The organism is Cytobacillus sp., assembly GCF_964223445.1.
Taxonomy (GTDB): Bacteria; Bacillota; Bacilli; order Bacillales; family Cytobacillaceae; genus Cytobacillus.
In genome coordinates, this window is the sequence record NZ_CAXQGS010000054.1 from 1 (window position 1) to 25415 (window position 25415).

Consider the following 25415-nt stretch of genomic DNA (forward strand, 5'->3'; position numbering starts at 1 on the left):
CTTGCGGCAGTCAGATGAAAGCCACCTGGAGCTATCTATGCCGTGCCGTTCTGAAGAATAGCCCCTTCCTCAGCTTCCTTTACCGTTACATCTGATAAACCGTTTAATCTGCTTGCCAGCGATTTCGTAAATCCGGCAGGCATATGCTGTACAACCAGGACCGGTGCACTAAGATTTCCAGGAAGGTCACTCAGCACTCTTTGAAGAGCACGCGGTCCGCCTGTCGAAGTACCTATGCAAACTAGCTTTCTGAGATTTGAGTTTGAGTTCGGTATGGAAGCAGATCGGCTGATCTGTATAGATTGACATGGTTCTATTTTACTATAATTTTGCTGAAGTACGGCAGATTTTTTTCCAATAGCTGAAAATTTAACCAGCCCTTTCAAATTAGCATTGCTCGCCTGTACTATTTTTTCAGTTAATTCAGTTTTTATTTTATGCAGGTCCAGTGAGATTGGACCTGATGGCTTCGCAATAAAATCTACTGCACCATATTCCATAGCTGTGAGGGTGTTTTCAGCTCCTGCCTTCGTGGTGCTTGAAAGCATTACTACAGGGACCGGCATGGTCTTCATGATAATTTTGAGAGCTTCCAGGCCATTTAAAACCGGCATTTCAACATCCATGGTTACTGCGTCAGGATTTAATTCTTTTATCTTCCTTAGTCCCTCTTCCCCATTTCTGGCTGTACCGACAACTTGAATTCTGACATCTTCAGAAAGGAAATCCGCTATCAGTTTTCTCATAAAGGCTGAATCATCTACTACAAGCACTCTGACTATCTTCATGCTGATTCACCCCCTATTAAAAAGAAATTTTTTCAGTTTTGTAATAAATTGGGCAGAATGGAGTTCACCAGTATGGCCGATAGGCCTTCCGCCAACTTTCTCAGTCATATTCCGAATTGCTTTCGAAGCCGCTGAATTCCCATGATGCAAAATGAAAGGGACTTGCCGTTTAACAGCCTGCTGTAAGCTGCGATCATCCGGAATGATTCCTAAGAGGTCAGCTTTCCTCCCTAAAAATCTTGAGACGACAGCAGAAATCCTCTTATACGTTTCCTGCCCTTCTCTCTCTCCTTCAGATCGATTAATGACCAAATGAAATGGAATATTATCATCCAAAAGATGTATATGCTTCATTACTGAGTATGCATCAGTGATTGACGTTGGTTCGGGTGTAGTAATAACCGCAATTTCCTGGACTGAGAGTATGAACTTCGCCGATTCTTCTGTAATGCCAGCACCCATATCAAAGATGATATAATCATAATTTTGAATGAGATCAGCAAGTTCTCCTGTGAATCTGGAAATTTGCTCATCATCCAGTTTCACAAAATGCGAAAGGCCAGACCCTCCGCCAATATAGTCAAGTCCCTGAGGTCCCTCAGAAATAATATTTTTCAGTGGGATATTTTTTTCTAAAAAGTCAGCAATTGAATATTTAGCCGACCTTCCCATTAGAATCTCAATATTTCCCATACCAATATCCAAATCGAATAACAATACCCTGTGCCCGTTTTTGCATAGGGAAATGGAAAAATTCAATGAAAAATTAGATTTCCCTACTCCCCCTTTTCCGCTTACAACTGCTATTGTTTTAAATTGATGATTTCGGCTGTCTACTTCTTTCAGCCTGGCTCTTAGCCTTTCTGCCTGATCGTTCATTTCTTATTCCCCATTAGTTGAGTAACAATAACCTCTGGCCCTGCCATCAGGATATCATCAGGAACATCCTGTCCATTTGTAATATAAGCAGCACCTTTTTTATATTTGTGAATTATGTTATACATGGAACCATAAGTTGAGGTTTCATCTGCCTTTGTGAAGATAAGCTTATCAATGTCTATAATGGAAAACTGGTTATAGATATCTTCCATATCCTTTTGTTTCGCGGTAAGCGAAAGCACTAAAAAGGTTTCCATATCATTCTCAAAATCAATGACATTCTTTAAATCTTCTACATACTGTTTGTTTCTGAAATTCCGCCCTGCTGTATCAATTAAAACCAAGTCATATTCTTTCAGTTTATCGGCTGCATGTCTGAAATCTTCTATTGTGTAGCAAACTTCCAAAGGTACATTCAGAATACTTGCATAGGTTTTTAATTGATCGATTGCTGCTATCCTGTATGTGTCTGCTGTGATAAATGCAGCCTTTTTTTTATGTTTAATTACACACTCTGCTGCCATTTTTGCCAATGTAGTAGTTTTTCCTACACCTGTTGGACCTGCTACATTAATATATTTTTTGCTGAAAGAAATCCCGCTGAATGGAATATCCTCAATTTGCTTTATTAGTTCATCGTGCAGCCAGGCCATTATTTCAGAATCCTTAGCGTTCCCTTTGCACAGATACCACTTTTCCATTAGCCCTTGAAGCACCAGATCCTGTACGGACTTTTCAATTTCCTGCTCATCAAGAATGAACAGGACTTCTCTTATCGCTTCAGGGTAAACAGTACTTGCCTGCTTTGTACTGGTCAAAGATGACATCATCTTTTTCAGGCTGCTTATCTCCCTAATCAGCTCATCTGAAGTTTTCGAACTGGAAAATTGAGCTTCTCTTTCATTCCACTTGTTATGGTCTAAAGGAGACGGAACCGCAGCAGGCTTTACTGCTGGCTTTTGCTCTAATTCCTGATTCGAGTCTACCGCGGCCATCACTTCAATATTCCTCTTCTTAAAAAAACCTAGGACTCCGCCGGTAAATACTATTCTTGAATTTAGAATTACAGCATCCTTGCCTAGCTCCGCACGGATTTGTTTCATCGCATCAGGCATCGATGCTGCCATAAACTTTTTTACCTTCAATCAATATTCACCACCCCGACACTTTGAACTTCCGCATTTGCTTCCAGTTCGTTATAGGAAAGAATCGGTATTTGCGGAAAATACCTTTCTGTTAATTGCCTTACATACATTCTGACTGCAGGAGAACAAAGGACAATTGGCGTCTGCTCCATCAGTGAGAGCTGTTCTACCTGCGATGCAATGGATTCCAGGATATTCTGCGATACCGTTGGGTCCATGGATAAATAATTGCCATGCTCTGTCTGCTGAACGCCTTCTGCAACCATTTTCTCGACTTTCCCTGATAGGGTTACGACTTTTATGGAGTCACCCTGCTGTGAAAACTGGTTAGTAATTTGTCTGGCCAATGCCTGGCGGGCATACTCGGTAAGAAGGTCAGTATCACTGGTAGCCTTTGCAAAATCAGCAAGTGTTTCAAAAATAACCGGTAAATTCCGGATGGAAACATTTTCTCTTAATAATTTTGCAAGTACCTTTTGAACTTCACCCACTGCCAATGGATTTGGGGTCACCTCGTCAACAAGGATTGGATAGCTTTCCTTGACATGGTCAATCAGCTGTTTTGTTTCCTGGCGGCCTAATAACTCATGGGCATTGCTTTTAATTACTTCTGTAATATGAGTAGACACAACAGATGGCGGGTCAACGACTGTATAGCCAAATATTTCTGCCTGCTCTTTCATTTCTTCTGTTATCCATTTAGCTGGCAGACCAAATGATGGCTCAATCGTATCAATACCTTCGATGCTATCATCTTCTATACCAGGACTCATGGCTAAATAATGATCTAGCAGAAGCTCGCCGCGTGCCATTTCATTTCCTTTTATCTTCAATCTATATTCATTCGGCTGCAGCTGAATATTGTCACGGATCCTTACCACAGGTATGACAAGCCCTAACTCGATTGCCAGCTGCCTTCTGATCATAACAATCCTGTCCAGAAGGTCGCCGCCCTGATTTGTATCAGCAAGTGGAATTAGCCCATAGCCAAACTCGAATTCAATTGGATCTACATTTAAAAGGTTAACCACACTTTCAGGACTTTTCATTTCGTCGGTTTCAATTTCTTCTTCCATCTCCAGCAATTGTTCCTTATCAGGCTGAGGAGTCCTTGCAATCGTGTAACCTCCGAAAATCATTAAACCGCCAATCGGCAAGGTTAGTACGAGCCCGATTGGAGTCAGTAAGCCTAAAAGAATAATAGTACCGCCAGTAACATATAACATTTTCGGATAAGCAAACAGCTGGGATGTAATATCTTTACCAATATTTCCATCAGATGCTGCCCTTGTTACCACAATACCCGTTGCAGTGGATATTAACAGTGCCGGGATTTGGCTGACAATTCCGTCACCAACCGTTAGCGTCGAGTATTTCATGGCTGCCTCTCCAAACGGAAGTCCGAGCTGCATCATCCCAATGACCACACCGAATAGAAGGTTAATTAGAGTTATAATGATCCCGGCAATCGCGTCACCTTTTACAAATTTGCTGGCACCATCCATCGAACCGTAAAAATCAGATTCACGGCTGATTTTTTCGCGGCGTTCCCTGGCTTCATGCTCAGAAATCATACCTGCATTCAAATCTGCGTCGATACTCATTTGTTTACCTGGCATCGCGTCAAGTGTAAAACGCGCTGCTACTTCGGAAACCCTCTCAGATCCCTTAGTAATGACGATAAACTGGATAATGATGAGTATTAAGAATACAACGAGACCGACAATGACGTTTCCCCCTGTTACGAAAGAGCCAAATGTTTCAACAACTTTCCCTGCTTCCCCTTCTGATAGAATGGATCTGGTCGTAGAAACATTTAACCCAAGCCTGAATAAAGTCATTAACAATATTAATGAAGGAAAAATGGAAAATTCGAGCGCTTCCTTCATATTCATGGCTGTCAGCAAAACCATAAGTGCAAGCGCAATATTAATAATGATCAGTACACTTAAAAGCCAAGGCGGAAAAGGAATAATAAGCATGGCTACTATTAGAATTACACTCATCAATACTGATAAGTCTCTTACTTGCATCGAAACTCTCTCCTTACAAGAAAAGCGCAAGTGCCTTGCTCACCTCCGACACCTCGAGGGGGTAGGCGCTGGAGCTAGACAGTTATCACAGTTCAAAGATCAATACTCTTTTTATTTCACAAATAGCGAAAACGCCTTGGCAGCCATTCAACAGCCCCCTAAGACCAGCTATTTCTAATAAATATTTCTCTGGTTAAATTTTGTTTTTGGTTCTATACACATAAGCTAAAATCTCTGCGACAGCTTTGAAAAATTCCTCAGGGATGGCCTGCCCTATTTCCGCCTGGCTGTATAGTGCCCTGGCAAGCGGCCTGTTTTCAACAGCAATCACATCATGTTCCTTGGCAATTAATTTAATTTTCTGGGCAACAAAGTCAACGCCTTTCGCTACCACAATGGGGGCATTACTTTTGGATTCATCATAGCTCAGGGCAATGGCAAAATGAGTTGGATTGGTGATGACCACATCCGCTTTAGGGACTTCCTGCATCATCCTTCTCATCGCCATTTCCCGCTGCCTCTGTTTAATCTTGGATTTAATTAATGGATCCCCTTCAATATTTTTGTGCTCATCTTTAATATCCTGTTTTGACATTCGAATGTTCTTTTCAAAATCATATTTTTGATATAGATAATCCAGCACGGATAAAAACAAGAGTGCCGCTGAAGCAATCAAACCCATTTGAACGGTCAGGCTGGCAAGAGTGGCAATCGCCGTTCCAACCGATTTTTGCGAGAGAATTAATATTTCGTCTATTCTTAGCCATAAAACAGCAAATGCAGCGACACCCACAAAAGCTATTTTGAGCATCGACTTCAACAGCTCCACAATTGCTCTCATGGAAAAAATCCGCTTGAATCCTTTTATTGGATCCAGTTTCTCCATTTTAGGCTGTATAGCTTCTGTTGAAAAAAGAGTGCCCACCTGCATGAAGTTTGCAGCAATACCCGCCAGCATAGCAACCAGCATGATTGGACCTAAAAAAAGAATCAATTCCTTTAAGACATCGAGAAAGATTACCTGTATATTCGCCTCCGTCAGCGGCATCCTCATATAATCATTAAATGAGTGCGTAAAAATATATAGGATGATATTCTTCAAATACGATCCGGCAAACAGCAGAAACAGAAACACCGCAATTAGGACGATGGCTGTATTTACATCCTGGCTTTTTGCTACCTGCCCCTTTTTTCTGGAATCCTGCCTCTTTTTCGGAGTGGCTTTTTCTGTTTTTTCTCCGGAAAAAAGCTGAAGATCTAAAGAGAGCAAAAACTTCATTCTAAGAACCTCCCATAAGCTCCATAAGCCCTCTCATTGTCTGCAGCATCGTTTCAAACGCAAGGGATACAGCATACATTAATATGCTCATTACAATGATTAGAACAATAAAACTTACGCCAATTTTCAAAGGAAGGCCGACGACAAAAACATTTAGCTGCGGAACTGTCCTTGCAACAATCCCTAATGCGACATCTACAAGAAATAGACTGCCGACAACAGGAATGGACATCTGAAAGGCAATAACGAACATCGTATTCAGGGCTTTTATAACATATTCAGCCATATCCTCATCCCCAAAAGAAATCCATGCCTGATCCAAAGGGATAAAATGATAGCTGTAGAATACTCCATCAAGCATTAAATGGTGCCCATTGACAGTTAATAGAAAAAAGAGAGCTATCGTATACAAATACTGGCCCATTAATGGACTTTGTGCACCTGTTTGAGGATCAATCACATTTGCAATGGCAAAACCCATCTGGAAATCAATGAATCCCCCGGCAATTTGAATTGCAGAAAGAATCAAATACGCTATAAATCCGACCATCAGCCCTACTAATGATTCTTTAATTATTAAAAGAAAATAAGTGCCGTCAATTTCAATCACTGGCACGTCCATTCCCAGGAACATTATCCATGCCAGAAAGAAGCCAAGGCCGATTTTATGTGCAGCCGGAATGGATCTGTATGAAAAAAGGGGCATCATTAAAAAGAAAGATGTCACCCTAACAAAAATAAGTAAAAAGGCAGGAAAAGAAGGCAGGAAATCTAACATGTCATCAGCCAACAAACCTGGTCAAATTAGAGAAAATTTCATTTGCATAGGAGAGCATATGGCTAAGCATCCATGGCCCAAAGAAAACAACACCTACTAGGACTGCTACGATCTTAGGAATAAATGCCAGCGTCTGTTCCTGAATTTGAGTTGTTGCCTGAAAGATGCTGACAACCAAGCCGACTACTAGAGCCAGAATTAGCAAGGGACCGCAAATCATAAGTACGGTAATAATTCCTCTTTCTGCAATGGATATAACGGTTTCTGGAGTCATTCTGAATGTTCACCTGCTTAAAAGCTTTGTAAAAGGGATTTAACAACTAAATACCAGCCGTCTACAAGTACAAATAATAATATTTTAAACGGCAAAGAAATCATGACTGGTGGAAGCATCATCATCCCCATGGACATTAATACACTGGCGACAACCATGTCGATAACGAGAAATGGAATAAAAATCATAAAACCAATTTGGAAAGCTGTTTTGATTTCACTGATGGCAAACGCCGGAACAAGACTCGTAAGCGGGATATCTTCAATGGAAGATGGCGTCTCAGCCCCGGAATATTCAAGAAATAAAGCCAAATCTTTCTGTCTTGTGTGGGCACTCATAAACTCTTTAAAAGGAATTGAAGCTTTGTTATAAGCTTCTTCCAGATTTATTTCTTCATTAAATAAAGGTGTTAAAGCCTGTTCGTTCACTTCCTGCATTGTCGGTGCCATTACAAAAAATGTCAGGAACAAGGATAAGCCGATTAAAACTTGATTCGGTGGCATCTGCTGAGTAGCCAGCGCCGTTCTGACAAAGGAAAGAACGATGACAATTCTTGTGAAACACGTCATTAAAATTAGAATACTTGGCGCGAGAGAAAGTACCGTCAGCAATAAAAAAAGCTTCACAGATGCAGATACATTTTCAGGAGAACTGCTATTAAAAAACTCCATGAATTCATTCATCTTTCTTCTGGCCCTTTCTTTCTAACTCATCAAACAGTTTCTTTCTGCCCTTTTTGATCTCATCCAGCTGAATACCGAGCAGCGAGCTGAAGTTCGGGCTGCCTTGCTTGCTTCCTTCTGTTTGCTGTGTTCTTTTCATCACCTTTGTCACAATATCGCTTGGACGGATAAGCTGTTCCAGTTTGTCATTATGTTCTTTGATGATTTGACTGTATTCTTCCGAATCGTCTATTTCTTTTAACAGCTGAATATTTTCTCCTACCCCTACTACAAAAATGCGATTTCCCACTTTTATCAGCTGAACTGACCTGTTCGCACCTAAAGCTGTACCACCGAGGTTTTCAACTAACTGCGACCTGTTATATACCTTACTTTTTTTGTTAATGAACTTTAGAAGAGCATACAAAAGTCCGATAGTGAAACCTGTTGCTAAAATCATCTTTATAAAGTCCCAGAAAGTAAGACCAATTTTGCCGCTTTCATCCTGCTGAGTCTGCCCTTCGTCTGTCTTTGAATCTTTTGATTCCTTTGTTTCCTGCTTTTCGCATTCCTTGGGATTTTCCATACATTCTTTAACACTATTATTCAATTGCTCTGCCTGGGCCAGCGGCTGCACGCCCGGCAGAACAATTGAAAACAACAGCAGCAAAGAAATTACTTTCTTTACATTCAACACCATTTTGCACCCTCTAAAAAGAATTATCACTAGCCCAAAGTTTTGCCGATTGCCTCAAGTACCCTATCAGCCTGGAAAGGTTTTACGATAAAATCCTTGGCACCTGCCTGAATGGCATCAATGACCATTGCCTGCTGGCCCATAGCAGAACACATAATGACTTTTGCACTCGGATTTAATTTTTTGATTTCTTTTAGAGCTGTAATTCCATCCATTTCCGGCATGGTTATATCCATTGTGACAAGATCAGGCTGAGTTTCCTTATATTTTTCAACAGCTTGTGCACCGTCAGCAGCTTCACCCACTACCTCATAGCCATTCTTGGACAAAATATCTTTTATCATCATTCGCATAAAAGCTGCATCATCAACTATTAATATTTTATGTGCCATTTTAATAACCCCCGCTTATCATCTTAGTTTTTTTATTCTGTCGCTCTGGCTGATAATATCTGTAACCCTCACACCAAAGTTTTCATCAATGACAACCACTTCACCCTGTGCGATTAATCGGTTATTAACCAGAATGTCAACAGGTTCCCCTGCCAGTTTATCCAGTTCAATAATCGATCCGGAAGACAGTTCAAGAATTTCTTTAACGGAGCGTTTGGTCCTTCCGAGTTCGACCGTTACCTGAAGCGGTATGTCCAAAAGCATATCTAAATTCTTTGTTTCATTCTCCTGCATGTGGTATGGTTCAAAGCTCGAAAAAGCAGCCGGCTGTACATTCGGCTGCACTCCATTTGAATAAGAGCCTCCGAAATGCTGCGGACCGGATTGCTGAGCCTGGTTTTGAGCCGGTATATAGCTTTGATTGTTTGATGCCTGATTCATAACCGGCGGTGAATATGCCGTCTGCTCTCCGGAATAACCTGTTTGACTGTATGGCTGGTCAAATCTGCCTGAGTGTACTTCATTTTTCTGATCAAACGAAAGCTGGCTTTCCTGATAATCGGGCTGTACTTGAGCCGCTGTCTTCTCATCAGAAACAGCGCTATCTTCTGGAAGATCCTGACCCGGATTTAATAATTCATTAACTAGGCTTTTTCCAAATTCCAGAGGAAGCAGCTGCATAATATTCGAGTCGATCAGACTTCCTATTTTTAATCGGAATGAAATTCTTATTAGCATGTCATCAGCAGGAACTCGATCAGCACCTTCTCCCTGCGGCAAATCGAGAATATCAATTGCCGGCGGTGAAATATCAACCTTTTTTCCAAAGATGGTTGACATCGAAGTTGCTGCAGAACCCATCATCTGGTTCATTGCCTCCTGAACCGCGCTTAACTGAATTTCCCCCATTAGTTCAGCCGGATTGGTTCCATCTCCCCCAAGCATCAAGTCAGCAATGATGGCTGCATCCGACTGCTGAATTACAAGCAAGTTGCTTCCGAAAAAACCTTCTGTATAATTCACCTGAATTGCTACATAAGGATGTGGGAATTCTTCAGCTAATTTCTGACGCAAGACAACTGAAACAGCTGGAGTTGTAATATCAACTTTCTGATTCAATAACGTAGACAATGCTGTTGCAGAGCTTCCAAAAGAGATATTGCCGATTTCCCCTAACGCATCCTGCTCCATATGGGACAGATAATCTTCGGTTTGAAAAAATGCTTCATTATAACTTTCTGTTTCATCGCTGTCGTCAGCTGCTCCCCTTAACAGAGCATCAATTTCATCTTGTGAAAGCATATCATCACTCATCATCCTCATCTCCCCCTTTCACTGTGTCTAAAATTTGCACGGCCATTTTTTTGTTCAATTTTCCAGGCTGACCGATGAATTTTGGAATATTCCCGACTTTAATAGTGAGCGACTGGTCAATTCCCTGATTTAACTCAATGACATCACCAATATCTAGAGATAGGAAATCCTGAATGGCTATGTCGGAACTGCCGAGTTCACATATGACTGGAACTTCCGCTTTATGAATATTTCGTTCAAGCCGGGCAATGACCTCAGGCTCCCTTTCCTTTTTGTCAGTCTGCATCCAATAATGTACAGACAGCTTGGGAATTATGGGCTCAAGAACGACGTGAGGTATACATATATTAATCATCCCGCTCGTTTCCCCAATAGTCGTGTTTAATGAAATAACGACGACTGTTTCATTCGGTGAGACCATTTGCAGAAATTGCGGATTCACCTCAAAATCAGCCAGAAGCGGATCAATATCCGCGATTGTGCTCCAGGCTTCCCTTAGGTTTTCAAATGCCCTTTCAAATGTAGCAGACATGATTTTTGTTTCAATTTCTGTTAAGTTGTCAACTTTATTTATGCTTGTCCCCCTGCCGCCCATCAGCCTGTCCATCATGGCATAGGCTACATTTGGATTCACTTCCATAAGAATTCTTCCATCCAGAGGCGGCACTTCGATTACATTAAGTATTGTCATTTTCGGAATGGACCGGATAAATTCCTCATATGGTATCTGATCTGCAGAAGCAACCGATATCTGCACATAGGTCCTCAGTTGGGCAGAAAAAAAGGTGGTTAAGAGCCTGGCAAAATTCTCATGTATTCTTGTTAAACTGCGAATTTGATCTTTAGAGAATCTTAATGCTCTCTTAAAATCATAAACTTTTACTTTTTTCTCTGTTTGTTCTTTTTTCAGCTCATCTGCATCCATTTCTCCGGTAGAGAGAGCGGAAAGCAGTGCATCAATCTCGCTTTGCGATAAAACCTCACCTGACATGAATCCTCACCTCCATTTATTGCAGTTAGTTATTTGATTATCACTGGAGGAGAGATTCAGTAATGTACACCTGAACGATCTTTCCTTCTTGCATTAAACCGTTAATTTTGGCTTTCAAATCTTCCTGCAGCTTGATTTGACCTTCTTTCCCCTGTATATCCTCAGCTTTCATTTCAGACAATTCCTGAATGATAAGGTTTTTCACCTGAAAATCTCTTTTCTGCAATTCCTCTTTAGCTTTTTTGTTTTCAGTCTGGATTTTAAAAGAAATCCTGATATAATCATCACTCGCTAAATTGGCTGTTATTTGCGGGATATCAACAGAGGCTTCCAGTACATCATCAATGGTCGGCTCTTTTGTTTCATCATCACCCGAAAATTTCATTACAATCACCAGGGCAATAGCTCCTACAAGTGTGATCGCTACAAGCATCATTAACATTATCATTAACAGCTTATTGTTCTTCATTTTCATTTCCCTCCGCCAGCTGCCCCAGAAGATTAACAGATTGATAGAATCCTAAAATCGATTGCATTACTTGATCTTCAGATTCTTTTACAACATACTTCTTTCCATTAGTGAGCGTAATCGTCGTATCTGGAAAAGATTCTACTGTTTCTATGTACAAAGCATTTAATACAAATGATTTGCCGTTCAGGCGAGATACTTTAATCAATGTCATTTCCAGGGCTAAAGAATTCTGTGCCTTCAGCCCTGACCCTCCTTTAGATTATCGTTTTAAATTAACAAGCTCCTGCAGGATTTCATCTGATGTTGTAATGATGCGGGTATTAGCCTGGAAACCGCGCTGAGCTGTAATCATTTCAGTGAATTCTTCTGAAAGGTCTACGTTGGACATTTCCAAAGAGCCCGAAGCAATTGAGCCCCGTCCTTCACCTGCTACGTTGATATTTGCCGTACCTGAGTTAATAGATTCCTGGAAAAGATTGTTTCCAGCTTTTGTAAGACCTGAGGTGTTACTGAATTTCGCTAAGGCTAAGACACCAAGTGTCCTAACTAAACCATTTGAATAAACACCATTTATTTCACCCATTGCTCCAATGTTGAAACTCTCAAGAGAACCCTCAGTATTTCCATTAGGGTTAACTAACGCATTTGATTGATTCCCATTTTGCACAAGTTTGGATATATCCAGAGTTATTGTATCTGGATTTCCAGAACCATCTAAATCTAGTGGCCATGTTATTGGCCCAGTAGGAGGAGTGTTTTGAAAGTTAATATTTCCGGCACTCGTTCCATTAACTGAAACATTCCATTGGTTCGCAACGTTTAATTTCTTAAAAGTAACCTCCACTGTATGGGAAACACCCTTCGAATCGACTACTTTTATTTGTTGCATATACTCGTAGTCTTCAGTAGCAGTCGCACTTAGTGCCCCCTCAATAGGAATATTTGAAGTAGGTGTTGGTGACATAATAGAATTTACATTTACTGCAATATCTCCTAATTGATTTGTTACATCTCCTGTTGCTGGATTAACTCCATAAGCTTGGACTTTAAGGCCATCTGCATTTACGAGATTTCCATTATCATCTAGATAAAAGTTACCGGCCCTAGTATAAAATTGTGCATCACCCTGTCTTACAACAAAGTAACCATCACCATCAATCCCCAGATCCAATGAGCGGCCGGTGGTCTGCAAACTTGATCCAGTATGAATCGTATCAATAGTTGCAAGTGTTGTACCAAGTCCAACCTGCATCGGGTTCTTACCACCGCGATTATCCTGTGCGGCACTTGCTCCAGAAATTGTCTGGTTCATTGTATCTTTAAACGTTACGCGGCCCTTTTTATAGCCGAATGTATTTACATTCGCAATATTATTCCCAATGACATCAAGCTTCGTCTGAAAATTTTTCATTCCGCTTATTCCTGAGTACATCGAACGTAGCATATCTTAAATGGCTCCTCTCTTTATTGGCTGCTTCTGTCAGTCCGCAGCCCAGGCTTCCTTTATGAAGGTCCAGCCTTGTTTATTTAATCAAGAATAATAGTTCCATTAATGTTGGTGAATATTTGAGCACCTGCTTCTTGTCGATCCATAGCAGTAATTACAGTATTGTTTTTTGCGCTGACAACGAGTGCCGCATCCTTTAGTATTACAAGGGATTCATTTACGCCCATCTTTTTTGCTTCATGGATTTTATTTTCAATTTGCTGCCAGCGGTCGCTTGTAATTTCTATGCCTCTTTGGTTCATCCGCTGTTCAGCATGCTTGCTGACAATTAGTGTGCTGTTATTTTCCAGGGCAGTCTGTAAATGTTTTGAAAAACCATTTTGCACCTGGTATGCTGTAGGAACAGCTTTTGCCTGTTTGGTGACTACATGCTGTGTATGGATCGGACGAAACATCAATTTATCCATCCAACCACGCTCCTTTGGTTATTCGACACCTATAATTTGTGACGCTGTTATACTCTTTTCTCCATCATCTAATTGGAAAAGTGTCTTGCCGTCTCTAAAAGAAACTGACTTGATTAGGGAAGTAACCTCTTTATCATTAGCATCCAAAAAAGTAACCTTTTTGCCAATCATCAAACTCGCCTGCAGTATATGACTATCATTTGATGCTTCATTTACTTCTGAAATATTTGCTGGTTCCAGATTTGTGCCGTCTTCTAAGATAAATACAACACTATTATTCTTAAACTGAATAGAAGCTATTTTCCCTCTGCCCTCTTCAATTGTGGGAGGCTGAGTTGGATCATCTGACTCTTTAAGTTTATGCCATGTAACATCCTTCCCCACAAATTGATTGTATGAAATTAATTGATTTTGCTCATTGGCTTGAACAAACTTCTCCATCGTCTTATTCATATTAGTCATCTGCTCCAATGACGAAAAGGTTGCCATCTGTGCAATAAAGTCCTTGTCCTGCATAGGGTTCATAGGATCCTGGTTTTGCAGCTGTGTCATTAGAATCTTAAGAAAATCATCTTTGCCTAATATATCTGAGCCCGTTTTGCGGTTTTGGCTTTGGTAGTTTGATAGCATTAGGGAAGAATCTATTGTGTTTGCCAATTACTATCACTCCTATGCTTCTGTATTAAGAAGGGCTTCTTCAAAAGAGCTGTTAAATTCACTCTCAGGCTGCTGCTGATTATTTTCATTCTTGTTCTGCTGATGCTTCTGTTCCTGCTGCTGGGGGTCCCTGTTAAAGGAGCGATCCTGCTGCGTCATTTGCTGAGAGATTTCAATTCTCTCAATCTGAATGTTTTGTGAACTGAAAGCCTGCTTTAGGCCATTAATATGTGAATCAAGAATTTCTTTTGCTGAGCCAGTTGATGTAAGAATCCTGGCAATCATCGCAGAGTCCTTTTGAATAATCTCTATGCGCAGCGCTCCGAGATGGTCAGGATTCAGCTTGATAAACAACTTTTGTGTTCCTCCTGTTTTGAGAAAGCTGCTCTTGGATAATATGTTTTCAAATTGATGCATAAGCTGATCTGGACTTACTGCCCTTCCCTGCGGATTCAGCAGAGACATCTGTTCCGGTTTTGAAAATGATTGAACCTGAATAATTCCCTGCAAAGCAGTTTCCGGTCTGTTAATGATCTGAATGGCTGCCTGACCCGAATTTTCATTAGCTGAGTTATTTTGTGGCTTTGCAGAATTTAATTCGTTTGCAAGCGGGGCAAAAACTTTTTGTATAATACTGCCTTTATCAACAGAAGTACTGTTTATTAACCCATCAATTTTTACCTGGACATAATTTAGAAATTCCTTCAGATTTATTTTGCTGCTGAAAAAATCCTTCTTTGCAGACAGAATGTCATACAATTTCAAAACTTTTAGTGCTCCGCTAAAATCTTTCCCTTGCAGGATGATACCTTCTTTTTGATCAAAATTTAAAATTGCTGAAATTAATAATTGGATTTTGCTGCCATCACCTATATCTTCATTAGAATATACATCTTCAAGCTTTTCACCTGGCAGAACCTGGTCCATAAAACCCTCCAGCATCTGCACCAATTCTTCCTGTGAAAGATTCAGCTGCTCTGAAATGACCTCTATGATGCCAGATTCTGTTTGAAAGGAAATCTTCTCCAGAAGCTCGCTTCCGTTTTCTAATTCGGTGATCTCACTCACTTTAAGAAACTCCATTAATTCTGTTAACTGTTCGATCTTTTCCTCATCAGCTGATGCAGGTAAGCATTCTGCTTGCGGTTTGGCGGTTCCGGTTAAAGAAAAGAAAAGACTCCCAAAGCCAGTTCTGCTTGTATCTTGCAGAGATCTTTTAGCTTCGGATGAATATTGTGCCTGAATAAATCCTAATCCTCCGATTTGCACTTAAATTCACCTCCTCTCAAGACTTTTTGTTAATTATCCGATCCGCTTTTTTCTTTGGCAGCGGTCAGGAGTGCAGTATAACGTGCGGCATCCTCCGGGTTCATCTTCTCCATAATGGCGGCCAGCGTGTCAGAATTAACATTTGATAATATTTTTACAGCTTCCTCATCCTTCATCTCAGTTAAAATGGGTGCTGCTTTTTTAGCGGAAATATTTTCATAGGTCTTTACGATATCTTTAAATGCTCGCTTGTTTTCTTCCTTTATAGCCGTAAGCTCGCTGATTTCTTCTTCCAGCCTCTGCTTTTCGAGTCCTGCTCTTTCTAATTCCAGATCTTTGGTGTCAAGCTGGCTTTCCAGCTGAGATATCCTTGCTTCTCGATCTTTAACTTCTGCCTGCAGTCCGATGAGCTGCTCCTCCATTACCTCCTGCGAATGGGATTTATCCCCATCAATAACGGAAGCTAAAAATGGAACTTTTTGGCTATATTCTCTGGCTGTTTCAAAAATATTGTTTCCTGATAATGTAAAAACCAGCAGGGCCACTGTTATTCCGAAAAGAATCGGAATCAGGAAAGCGAATATAAACCATTGAAACCTGCTGGTTTTGGGTGTCTCTTGTTCTTCTGGCATTTTTTCCATTTAACCACCTAATTTCCCCGATTCATATACATCTGAATCGAGATATCATCCATTTGCCTTCCTTCTGCTTGCTTCATGTTTTCCAAAAAGCCAATTAAATCTTTTTCCTGCATCTTTTCATATTTCTTAACTTCAATATTCTTTTCCATTAGTTTTTCCTGCTGGAAATTCATTTGGGTTCGCGCATTGGCGACCATCTTTTGATAATGGTCAATTGTTTTCTCAAGACTGCTTACAAAATGCTGGTGATGCCTGATCTCCTGAACCGGAAGTCCTTCAGCCAGTCTTGATTGCTGATATTCCTCCAGATCTTCTTTCTTTTTCAGAAGATCGTACAGTTTATTGGCAGTTTCTTCAAATCGTTTGACAGCCTGATTGTATACATCAAACGCATGATCTTTTTCTCTTTCTTTTATCTTCAAGATTTTTTTGAACTTAAATTGATACTGCAATTTTTATTCCCCTTTTCCAGCTAATCCTTTTAATTGGCCGATGCTTTCCAAGATAGAAATTTTTTCATTCGTTTCTTGTTTCAAGAAAGAGATAATCGAAGGATACAACCGAATGGCTTCGTCTATTTCCATTGAGGACCCGCGCTTGTAGGCTCCAATATTAATCAAATCCTCTGCATTTATATATGTGCTCAGCATTTCTCTTACTTTTTCAGCTGATTTTATATGGGAGGCATCTGCAATATGGTTCATAACCCGGCTTACACTTTTCAGGACATTAATAGCCGGATATTGCCCTTTGTTCGCTAACGCCCGATCCAAAACAAAGTGTCCATCCAGTATTCCCCTGACTGTATCTGCGATTGGTTCATTCATGTCGTCACCGTCGACCAATACAGTATAAAATGCAGTTATAGAGCCATATTCGTTTGTTCCTGTTCTTTCAAGCAGTTTAGGAAGGACCGCGAAAACAGAAGGAGTATACCCTTTTGTTGTTGGCGGTTCACCGACTGCGAGGCCGACTTCCCTCTGTGCCATTGCAACCCGGGTTACTGAATCCATCATTAACATGACCTTTAAGCCTTTGTCCCTGAAATACTCAGCAATCGCTGTGGCGGTGTATGCCCCTTTAATTCTCATGAGTGCCGGCTGGTCTGACGTAGCTACCACAACAATGGACCTTTGCAGACCTTCCGGACCGAGGTCCCGCTCAATAAACTCCCTAACCTCTCTGCCCCTCTCCCCAATAAGGGCGATCACATTTAAATCTGCATTGGTATTGCGGGCTATCATTCCAAGAAGGGTACTTTTACCGACACCACTTCCCGCAAATATTCCGACCCTCTGCCCGTTTCCTACTGTCAGCAGGCTATCAATCATCCTTACTCCTACTTCAATAGGTTCTGAGATTGGCGGCCTTTTGAGCGGATTAGGAGGTGTTTGTTCAGTTAGAACCGGTGTCAAACCCTTTGGCAAATCCCCTCCATCGAGAGGCTTTCCCAGTGAGTCTATTGCCTGTCCTATAAGAGCTGGGCCAATTTTCACCTCAAGAGGTCCTGAGGTTGTCTCGACAAGAGAGCCTGGTGAAATATCCTGTACATCTGTATAAGGCATAAGTATCACATTCTCATTCTTAAAACCGACTACTTCCGCCTGGATCCTTCTTGTGCGCCCTTTGCCTATATGAATAATGCATACATCCCCAATAGAACTTTCAGGCCCTTGAGACTCAATCATCAAACCGACAACTCTTTTTACTCTGCCAAACCGCTTAAAGGTATCAATTTTTTCCACCTCGCTGATCAGCTGTTCAAGTTTCAATTTGGTTCACTCTCCAGCATCTCAAAGAGTTTTCTTTTTATTTCTTCAAGCTGGCTGTCAACACTGGCTTCAATTCGTCCATTTGCCGATTCAATTATGCAGCTTGTGTTGCTCAGTTCCTCATCGGGATAAATATATAAATCCGTCTCTTTTGGAAATACCCGGATTAGTTCTTCCTTATGGGATAGAATCAAATCATAATGCATAGGGTGTACATGGAGCTGAATCTCAGTGTAGTCTCTCGCTTCCTTTAGTGCTCTTTTTACTATGGAAAGGAATTGGTCGCTATTTTGATCTAGAACTTCTCCAAGAATTTTTCCTGCAACCTTTAATCCCAAATTTAGAATGGTTCTTTCTGATGATTCGATATGCTGCTGATAATCATGTTTGGCTGAGTTTACAACTTCTCTTGCCATATGAATCAGTTCACTGTATTCCCGGAGAGAGCTTTGTCTGCCTTCATCAGCGCCAGCAGCAAATCCTTCAGAGCGGGCTTCCTCAAGAACCATTTGTTTTTTCTGTTCCAGCGCTTCAAGCTGCTCCTCCATTTGCCGAGTCTTTTTTTCTGAATCTATTCTCGCAGCATTTACAATTCTTTCAGCTTCCTCACGGGCGCTGTTCATCATGGCTTGAAGCTCTTCATCTGTTCTATCCGTGTTTTGCTCAGATACATCTTCAATATGATTTAAATTGCTTTGCAGCAGTCTGATAGAAATGACTTTCTTTTCTTCTTTTGGCACTGCGGAAGTATATGATTTAATAAGCCTAGACAATAATATCATCCCCTCCGCCGCGAGCGACGATGATCTCTCCTGATTCTTCTAATCTTCGGATAGTGCCGACTATTCTTGATTGGGCTTCCTCAACATCTCTTAATCTCACAGGACCCATGTATTCCATCTCATCCTTAAAGGATTCAACCATTCTGGATGACATATTTTTAAAGACTATTTCTTTAACTTCATCACTGGACACTTTCAAAGAAAGCATGAGGTCCTCACTTTCACAATCGCGGATCACACGCTGTATGGCGCGGCTGTCAAGGGTAACGATATCCTCAAATACAAACATTCTTTTCTTAATTTCCTCAGCAAGCTCTGGATCCTGAATTTCCAGTGCGTCCAGAATGGTCCTTTCTGTCGCCCGGTCAACTCCATTAAGAACATCCACAACCGATTCAATGCCGCCGGTCTGAGTATAATCCTGTGTTACAGTAGATGACAGCTTTCTCTCAAGAATCTGTTCAACTTCATTGATAATTTCGGGAGATGTGCTATCCATAACGGCAATCCTTCTTGCAATATCCGCCTGCATTTCCTGCGGCAGCTCAGAAAGGATTTGCCCCGCCTGCGCTGGATCAAGATAGGACAATATCAATGAGATCGTTTGCGGATGCTCATTTTGAATAAAATTCAGGATTTGTGCCGGATCTGCCTTTCTGGCAAAATCGAATGGCCTTACCTGCAGAGAAGACGTCAGTCTGTTAATAATGGCCGATGCCTGCTCGGTACCGAGTGCTTTCTCGAGAACAGTTTTTGCATAACCAATCCCGCCCTGAGTGATATAGTCCTGTGCCAGGGCAATTTGATGGAATTCTTCAAGTATTTCTTCTTTAGCAAACGAATCAACTTTTCGGACTCCCGAGATTTCCAGGGTCAATTTCTCAATTTCTTCCTCGCTTAAATGTTTATAAACAGAGGATGCTACATCAGGACCAAGTGATATAAGAAGAATTGCCGCTTTTTGTTTACCTGTTAGTTCTCTTTGCTCTTTCTTTGGCATTTTTCATCCCCCTTAGTCTTCTGCGATCCAGGTGCGAAGCAGTTTTGCAAAGTCTTCAGGCTTTTCCTTCGCCATTTTTTCCAGCTGCTTGCGCCTCATTGTACTTTCGGTTTCATGCTCTTCATTCACATCCGGAAGATTGAATGTCTCTGCAGCTTGTTCTTCCATCTCTTCTTCCTGCTTCTGCCTCTTTCTAGCTTTAACAAAAAGGAAGATGAATAGAGCAATGATTAAGAGCAATACTCCGCCAATTGCATATATCCACCAAGGAATACTTGTGCTAGTCTCATTAGAAAACTCAACTTTTCCATTGAAAGGCTGTACTGAGACGACAATTTTGTCCTGGATTGCTTCGTCTGTTAATTCAGCATCAGCAGCATCCTTATTAATGGTTGTACGAACAACAGTCCCAAGTATTTGGGTAATATCATTAATTCTTTCCTGCGGAAGTGATGCAGGATCATCAGCTGTCGGCGGTTCCACCATAACCTGAATGCCAAGGTCCCTGACTTTATACGGACTTTCGACAATCTCCCTGCGGATTTTATTTACTTCATTATTAATTGTCTCTTCTATCCGTTCATAATCCCCATTAGAATTTCCGCTTTCCTGATAAGTAGCCGAATCAGTGCCTGCAGGTTCATCGCTGCCGCCAGCCGGAGTAAATCCTCCAGCAGCATCGCCATTGCCAGTAAACGTTTCCGTAATCTTTTGAGCACTAATAGCTATACCTTCCATATTTTCTTCATCAACAGGTGTAACGAGGTTTTCTTCTCTGTTTTCCTGGGTAAAGTCAATATCGGCGGTTACAGATACAACAACCTTATCCTGCCCCATTAAAGTGCCCAGCATATTCTGCACCTGCCGCTGTACATCGCGTTCTATCTCTTTTTTAATTTCGTGCTGAGCTGCAAAGGTGCTTTCCGGTGAAGAATTTTGTTTATTTTTTAAGTCAAAATACTCAAAAAACTGATTAGTAATGACGATATTATCTGTGGGAAGATTTGGTATACTTTTCGCCGCCAGGTGATAAAGCGCCTGGATTTGCGATTCTTCAAATTGGTAGCCTGGTTTTGTGTTAAGAACAATAGAGGCAGATGCTTCCTCAGAAGAATCATTTACAAAAATGCCTTTCTCCGGAAGGTTTATCATAACCTTGGCATCGTTTACTCCGTCGATCCCTTTCATCAAATTTGCCAGTTCAGTCTGCATTGCTTCCAGCTTTAGGACATTAAATTCGTTTTCGGTCATGCCAATGCCGGCATTTTGGCTGAAAAATGAATAATCAATACTTCCAGATTTCGGGATTCCTTCTGCTGCCAGTTCTACTTTCAGAGTATCTACTACCTCTTCAGGAACTTTAATCGTTGTTCCGCCATCTGCGATTTCAGATACAACACCCCTGGTATCGAGACTTTCTTTTATCGTCCCAGTCTCCGACGGTGTTAAGTTGCTGTATAGTGGAACGAGAGTAGTCCTGGTACTTAAGATGGCAGCAGCCGCAATCAGCAATATACATATTGCAGCAGCACCAATCATAAACGTCTTCTGTTTTTTAGTCCTGCTGCCCCAGTATTCTTTCACTTTACCTATATATCTCTGTAGCGTCTCATTCATCACAATCCTCCGGTTATTCTGTCTAAGCTAATAACCGCCTTAACTAGTTTTTAGCTTTAATCATTTTCATTCATTAAAAAATTGAAAAAACCTCACCATTCAGTGGATTCTTTCAATTTTTTAAATTTAAGAATTAGACTTGCATTCTCATCGCTTCCTGATAGGCTTCAATTACTTTATTTCTAATTTCCAGCGCAGCCTGCATCGTAATGCTTGCTTTCTGTGATGTAATCATCACCTGGTGAAGGTCTACGTTTTCTCCCTTTGCAAGCTTTTCAGTCATTACATCTGACTGAATTTGCGCATTATTTATTTTTTCAATTGATTGCTTTAAAACGGACGAAAAACTTTGCTGAGCATCGAATGCTGTATATGTATGAGTCTTTTGATTTTCAGCAGGCTTTAAAGCATTCACTGGCATAAAAGTTACAGTATTCATTTAAAGTTCTCCTTATTTGCCGATTTCCAAAGCTTTCATCATCATGCCTTTAGAGGCATTAAAAACAGTTACGTTGGCTTCATAAGATCTAGTTGCACTCATCAGATCCGTCATTTCTCTTAAAGGATCCACATTTGGCATTTCAACATATCCATTCTCATTAGCATCGACATGTGTTGGATCATAAACAATTTTAGTTGGCGTCTCCCGATCTTCTGCAATTCTTGACACCTTTACACCGTATCCTGGAGAGCTCCCGCCCTTTCGGCTCATTGCCAAATTTAAAAAAGAAGAAAATTGGCCTTCTTTCGGTTCCAATACTACTGACTTCCTTCTGTAGGGTCCATCTCCATTCACACTTCTGGTAGAGTCCGCATTGGCCATATTTGAAGAAATTACATCCATGCGGAGCCTTTGGGCAGTAAGAGCCGATGCTGTGTTATTCATACTATGAAACATAGACATTACTATTTTCCTCCCCGCAATACATTTTGCAGACTGGAAAACTTCCCGCTTACTCGTTCAATCAATGCATTATAATAAATCTGATTTGTAGCAAGATCAGCCATTTCCTTATCTACATCGACGCTATTGCCATTATGATTGTAAGAAGCATTGCGTTTTGTCACTACACCTTGTCCTGAGGATGATGCATTCTTAAAGTCATAATGCCTGAAATCACTTTTGTTTGCTTCCATTGATCCATCTAGAGCGCTCTGAAAAGCCTCTTTAAAGCTTGCATCTTTTGCTTTATAGTTTGGAGTATCTGCATTTGCAATATTTTGAGATATTACCTTTTGCTTAAGCGAAGAGTAATCCAATGCTTGTTCTAATGTTGATATAGTGCCTGAAAACAGTTTCAATCATAACACCTCATATAAAACAATTTTATCTTGGTAATTTTTGTAGAAATTTGGTGATAATGGACAAAATATGTCATCATAAACATTATTGTAATGAATATGAAATAATATGTCTATGAACATAAGGTTAATTTTAATGATTCTTTTGTCCTATTTTCGACAAATCTTTTAAATATGCTGAAAGTTATATTGGATTTTTCTAATAATTACCAAAAACCCGCCATTTCATTCTCCCATCTAATTTTATCTTACATTCCGACAATAGGTCTTTTTGACCATACAAGATTAACACCACAATCACAAATTATGTAAACTAAGACTAAAATACTTATAAAAAATGATAAAAATACATAAATTTACCAAAATTTAATGTAATCTATTTGTAATAAAAAAACCCGTCAATTAAGGACGGGTTTTTAACGGACTATATTAGTTTGATTTAAGTTTTTCTAATTCCACCAGGAACTTATCGTTAAGAACTTTGATATAAGTACCTTTCATGCCTAATGAACGGGATTCAATAACTCCTGCACTTTCCAGTTTTCTTAGGGCATTTACGATTACAGAGCGCGTAATGCCTACACGATCAGCGATTTTCGATGCTACAAGAAGCCCTTCGTTGCCGTTAAGCTCTTCAAAGATATGCTCTATCGCTTCCAGCTCACTGTATGAAAGAGAACTGATTGCCATTTGTACAACCGCCTTGCTGCGTGCTTCTTCTTCAATTTCTTCAGCTTTTTCACGAAGAATTTCCATACCAACAACAGTAGCACCATATTCAGCAAGAATTAAATCATCATCATGGAACTGTTCCTGCAATCTGGCAAGAATTAATGTGCCCAGACGCTCACCGCCGCCAATGATAGGAACAATTGTAGTCAAACCATTTGCGAAAAGATCTTTGTTTTCAACCGGGAACGCAGTATATTCACTTTCTACATCCAGATTTGATGAAGTTTCCTGGATGTTAAATAAATTTTTAGTATATTCCTCAGGGAATTGGCGATCTGCCAGCATTTGCTTCATGCGCTCATTTTCAATTTGCTGGTTTACAGCAAATCCAAGCAGTTTACCTCTGCGGCTCACTACGAAGATATTTGCTTCGATTACTTCACTTAGTGTTTCTGACATTTCCTTGAAGTTAACCGGTTTTCCGGCAGCTCTTTGGAGCATTGCATTAATTTTTCTTGTTTTTGTTAATAAATCCATTGTATTTCCTCCTATTTGCTACAACCCATAAACATATATTTTGTTAAGATTAATTATCTTATTGCTTATTGGATCATTCTTATAAAATTTTGGATACATTCCTCGTGTACCCTATGACCCGGAAAATTAAACAATGGGTCATAGAATAAACTGGCTTAGATCCTTGTTGCGGGAAATGGCTCCCAGTTTCTCCTCGACATACTGAGGGGTAATTGTGATTTTTTCCATTGTGATATCCGGTGCTTCAAACGATAAATCCTCCAGCAGTTTTTCCATGATGGTATGAAGACGCCTTGCACCGATATTATCTGTATTTTGGTTAACTTCGAATGCAAATTGTGCAATCCTACGAATAGCATCGTCAGAAAATTCAATTTGTATACCTTCAGTTACCAATAATGCTTCATATTGTTTTATTAATGCATTATCAGGCTCAACGAGTATTTTATAGAAATCTTCAACGGTAAGCTTCGTGAGCTCCACACGGATCGGAAAACGTCCCTGTAATTCAGGAATCAGGTCTGAAGGCTTAGCCATGTGGAATGCCCCGGCAGCAATAAACAATACATGGTCTGTCTTTACAGAACCGTATTTGGTTACTACTGTTGAACCTTCTACCACCGGCAAAATGTCTCTTTGAACCCCTTCCCTTGAAACATCAGCCGAAGAACCGCCGCTATTTTTGCTGGCTATTTTATCGATTTCATCAATGAAAATAATTCCTGACTGTTCAGCGCGGAATACAGCCTCCTGACTGACTTCGTCCATATCAATCAGCTTTTGGGCTTCTTCATTTGTTAAAATCTTTCTCGCTTCCCGTACAGTCAGTTTTCTTTTTTTCCTTTTCTTTGGCATAAGGCTGCTCAGAGCATCCTGCATATTCATGCCCATTTGCTCCATACCTGAGCCCTGCAGCATGTCAAACATTGAAGGCTGCTGCTCTTCTACTTCTACGGTAATAACTTCATTTTCCAATTCGCCAAGTGCAAGCTTTTCTTTTATAATCTTGCGCTTTTCCTGGAGGTTTAAATCTTCTGTCTGATACGTATCCTGCTGCTGATCATTACCTCCGCCAAATAGCATTTCAAGAGGATTTTTATAATTAGCTGCCTTTTTGGAACCCGGTACGAGCAGTTCAAGAATGCGGCGGTTGGCACTTTCTTCGGCTCTTTCCTTTACACTGATCATCTTTTCTTCTTTAACCAAACGGACGGATGTTTCCACAAGATCTCTGACCATGGATTCAACATCCCTTCCTACATATCCGACTTCCGTGAATTTGGTTGCCTCCACTTTGACAAATGGGGCACCAACCAATTTAGCCATTCTGCGTGCTATTTCAGTTTTTCCGACTCCAGTCGGGCCGATCATCAGTATATTTTTAGGATTTACTTCATCCCTCAATTTTTCTTCAAGCAAGCTGCGGCGATAGCGATTTCTAAGTGCTACAGCAACTGCTTTTTTTGCATCTTTTTGACCGATGATAAATTGATCCAAACGCTCAACAATTTGGCGGGGAGTTAAATTTGTTCCTTTACCCATACAACA

General features: G+C 40.6%; 28 protein-coding genes and 1 pseudogene. All 29 read right to left on the reverse strand.

Annotated elements, in window-relative coordinates:
• Positions 1 to 38: 38 nt before the first annotated feature.
• A pseudogene (locus ACEQ1T_RS10390) lies at positions 39 to 788 on the reverse strand (chemotaxis protein CheB); the annotation flags it as partial.
• Between the two features lie 6 nt (positions 789 to 794).
• Complete coding sequence (locus tag ACEQ1T_RS10395) at positions 795 to 1667, reverse strand: MinD/ParA family protein (RefSeq protein ID WP_370222764.1); 873 nt, start codon at positions 1665 to 1667, stop codon at positions 795 to 797.
• Entirely contained in the window at positions 1664 to 2812 is a 1149-nt protein-coding gene (flhF, locus tag ACEQ1T_RS10400) for a flagellar biosynthesis protein FlhF (protein WP_370222766.1), read from the reverse strand. Before flhF ends, ACEQ1T_RS10395 begins: the two co-directional genes overlap by 4 nt.
• The gene (flhA, locus tag ACEQ1T_RS10405) at positions 2809 to 4845 is read right to left on the reverse strand and encodes a flagellar biosynthesis protein FlhA (RefSeq protein ID WP_370222768.1); all 2037 of its coding nucleotides are present in this window, start codon (positions 4843 to 4845) and stop codon (positions 2809 to 2811) included. Before flhA ends, flhF begins: the two co-directional genes overlap by 4 nt.
• Before the next feature lie 193 nt (positions 4846 to 5038).
• Positions 5039 to 6124 carry a flagellar biosynthesis protein FlhB gene (flhB, locus tag ACEQ1T_RS10410; RefSeq protein WP_370222770.1) on the reverse strand — a complete coding sequence of 362 codons (1086 nt, stop codon included), beginning with the start codon at positions 6122 to 6124 and terminating at the stop codon, positions 5039 to 5041.
• A 1-nt stretch (position 6125) separates the two neighbouring features.
• Positions 6126 to 6902, reverse strand: a complete 777-nt coding sequence (gene fliR / locus ACEQ1T_RS10415; RefSeq protein ID WP_370222772.1) for a flagellar biosynthetic protein FliR — start codon at positions 6900 to 6902, stop codon at positions 6126 to 6128.
• A gap of 4 nt (positions 6903 to 6906) precedes the next feature.
• A complete protein-coding gene (gene fliQ / locus ACEQ1T_RS10420; RefSeq protein ID WP_009330744.1) occupies positions 6907 to 7176 on the reverse strand; it encodes a flagellar biosynthesis protein FliQ in 270 nt (89 codons plus the stop codon).
• A 17-nt stretch (positions 7177 to 7193) separates the two neighbouring features.
• Complete coding sequence (gene fliP / locus ACEQ1T_RS10425) at positions 7194 to 7859, reverse strand: flagellar type III secretion system pore protein FliP (protein WP_370222775.1); 666 nt, start codon at positions 7857 to 7859, stop codon at positions 7194 to 7196.
• Positions 7852 to 8538, reverse strand: coding sequence for a flagellar biosynthetic protein FliO (locus ACEQ1T_RS10430; protein WP_370222776.1), 687 nt, complete (start codon positions 8536 to 8538; stop codon positions 7852 to 7854). The genes fliP and ACEQ1T_RS10430 overlap by 8 nt, the downstream gene beginning before the upstream one ends.
• A 26-nt stretch (positions 8539 to 8564) precedes the next feature.
• Positions 8565 to 8927, reverse strand: a complete 363-nt coding sequence (locus ACEQ1T_RS10435; RefSeq protein ID WP_206836421.1) for a response regulator — start codon at positions 8925 to 8927, stop codon at positions 8565 to 8567.
• An 18-nt stretch (positions 8928 to 8945) separates the two neighbouring features.
• Positions 8946 to 10244, reverse strand: a complete 1299-nt coding sequence (fliY, locus tag ACEQ1T_RS10440) for a flagellar motor switch phosphatase FliY (RefSeq protein ID WP_370222777.1) — start codon at positions 10242 to 10244, stop codon at positions 8946 to 8948.
• Entirely contained in the window at positions 10234 to 11232 is a 999-nt protein-coding gene (gene fliM, locus ACEQ1T_RS10445; RefSeq protein ID WP_206836413.1) for a flagellar motor switch protein FliM, read from the reverse strand. Before fliM ends, fliY begins: the two co-directional genes overlap by 11 nt.
• A gap of 40 nt (positions 11233 to 11272) precedes the next feature.
• Entirely contained in the window at positions 11273 to 11701 is a 429-nt protein-coding gene (gene fliL, locus ACEQ1T_RS10450; protein WP_370222778.1) for a flagellar basal body-associated protein FliL, read from the reverse strand.
• Positions 11688 to 11909, reverse strand: coding sequence for a flagellar FlbD family protein (locus tag ACEQ1T_RS10455; protein ID WP_206836406.1), 222 nt, complete (start codon positions 11907 to 11909; stop codon positions 11688 to 11690). The genes fliL and ACEQ1T_RS10455 overlap by 14 nt, the downstream gene beginning before the upstream one ends.
• Positions 11910 to 11963: 54 nt before the next feature.
• Positions 11964 to 13148 carry a flagellar hook protein FlgE gene (locus ACEQ1T_RS10460; RefSeq protein ID WP_370222779.1) on the reverse strand — a complete coding sequence of 395 codons (1185 nt, stop codon included), beginning with the start codon at positions 13146 to 13148 and terminating at the stop codon, positions 11964 to 11966.
• Between the two features lie 83 nt (positions 13149 to 13231).
• Complete coding sequence (locus ACEQ1T_RS10465) at positions 13232 to 13618, reverse strand: TIGR02530 family flagellar biosynthesis protein (protein WP_370222780.1); 387 nt, start codon at positions 13616 to 13618, stop codon at positions 13232 to 13234.
• Positions 13619 to 13636: 18 nt separating this feature from the next.
• On the reverse strand, positions 13637 to 14275 hold the full coding sequence (flgD, locus tag ACEQ1T_RS10470; protein ID WP_206836397.1) for a flagellar hook assembly protein FlgD: 639 nt from the start codon (positions 14273 to 14275) through the stop codon (positions 13637 to 13639).
• Positions 14276 to 14287: 12 nt separating this feature from the next.
• Positions 14288 to 15544, reverse strand: coding sequence for a flagellar hook-length control protein FliK (locus ACEQ1T_RS10475; RefSeq protein WP_370222782.1), 1257 nt, complete (start codon positions 15542 to 15544; stop codon positions 14288 to 14290).
• A gap of 29 nt (positions 15545 to 15573) precedes the next feature.
• Positions 15574 to 16185, reverse strand: coding sequence for a MotE family protein (locus ACEQ1T_RS10480; protein WP_370222783.1), 612 nt, complete (start codon positions 16183 to 16185; stop codon positions 15574 to 15576).
• Positions 16186 to 16193: 8 nt separating this feature from the next.
• Complete coding sequence (fliJ, locus tag ACEQ1T_RS10485; protein WP_206836386.1) at positions 16194 to 16637, reverse strand: flagellar export protein FliJ; 444 nt, start codon at positions 16635 to 16637, stop codon at positions 16194 to 16196.
• A gap of 3 nt (positions 16638 to 16640) precedes the next feature.
• Positions 16641 to 17957: a flagellar protein export ATPase FliI gene (fliI, locus tag ACEQ1T_RS10490; RefSeq protein ID WP_370222784.1), complete on the reverse strand. Its 1317-nt coding sequence runs from the start codon at positions 17955 to 17957 to the stop codon at positions 16641 to 16643.
• Positions 17954 to 18739, reverse strand: coding sequence for a flagellar assembly protein FliH (gene fliH / locus ACEQ1T_RS10495; protein ID WP_370222786.1), 786 nt, complete (start codon positions 18737 to 18739; stop codon positions 17954 to 17956). The genes fliI and fliH overlap by 4 nt, the downstream gene beginning before the upstream one ends.
• Positions 18723 to 19739, reverse strand: coding sequence for a flagellar motor switch protein FliG (fliG, locus tag ACEQ1T_RS10500; protein ID WP_370222787.1), 1017 nt, complete (start codon positions 19737 to 19739; stop codon positions 18723 to 18725). Before fliG ends, fliH begins: the two co-directional genes overlap by 17 nt.
• 12 nt (positions 19740 to 19751) lie before the next feature.
• Positions 19752 to 21356: a flagellar basal-body MS-ring/collar protein FliF gene (gene fliF / locus ACEQ1T_RS10505; protein ID WP_370222789.1), complete on the reverse strand. Its 1605-nt coding sequence runs from the start codon at positions 21354 to 21356 to the stop codon at positions 19752 to 19754.
• Positions 21357 to 21489: 133 nt separating this feature from the next.
• Positions 21490 to 21795, reverse strand: coding sequence for a flagellar hook-basal body complex protein FliE (fliE, locus tag ACEQ1T_RS10510; RefSeq protein ID WP_206836372.1), 306 nt, complete (start codon positions 21793 to 21795; stop codon positions 21490 to 21492).
• A gap of 12 nt (positions 21796 to 21807) precedes the next feature.
• Entirely contained in the window at positions 21808 to 22260 is a 453-nt protein-coding gene (flgC, locus tag ACEQ1T_RS10515; protein ID WP_370222791.1) for a flagellar basal body rod protein FlgC, read from the reverse strand.
• Positions 22261 to 22262: 2 nt separating this feature from the next.
• Entirely contained in the window at positions 22263 to 22658 is a 396-nt protein-coding gene (flgB, locus tag ACEQ1T_RS10520; protein ID WP_206836364.1) for a flagellar basal body rod protein FlgB, read from the reverse strand.
• Between the two features lie 429 nt (positions 22659 to 23087).
• Positions 23088 to 23867 (reverse strand): GTP-sensing pleiotropic transcriptional regulator CodY, encoded by a 780-nt coding sequence (gene codY / locus ACEQ1T_RS10525; protein ID WP_206836360.1) that lies wholly within the window; start codon positions 23865 to 23867, stop codon positions 23088 to 23090.
• A 138-nt stretch (positions 23868 to 24005) separates the two neighbouring features.
• Positions 24006 to 25409, reverse strand: coding sequence for an HslU--HslV peptidase ATPase subunit (gene hslU / locus ACEQ1T_RS10530; protein WP_370222794.1), 1404 nt, complete (start codon positions 25407 to 25409; stop codon positions 24006 to 24008).
• Positions 25410 to 25415: the final 6 nt, after the last annotated feature.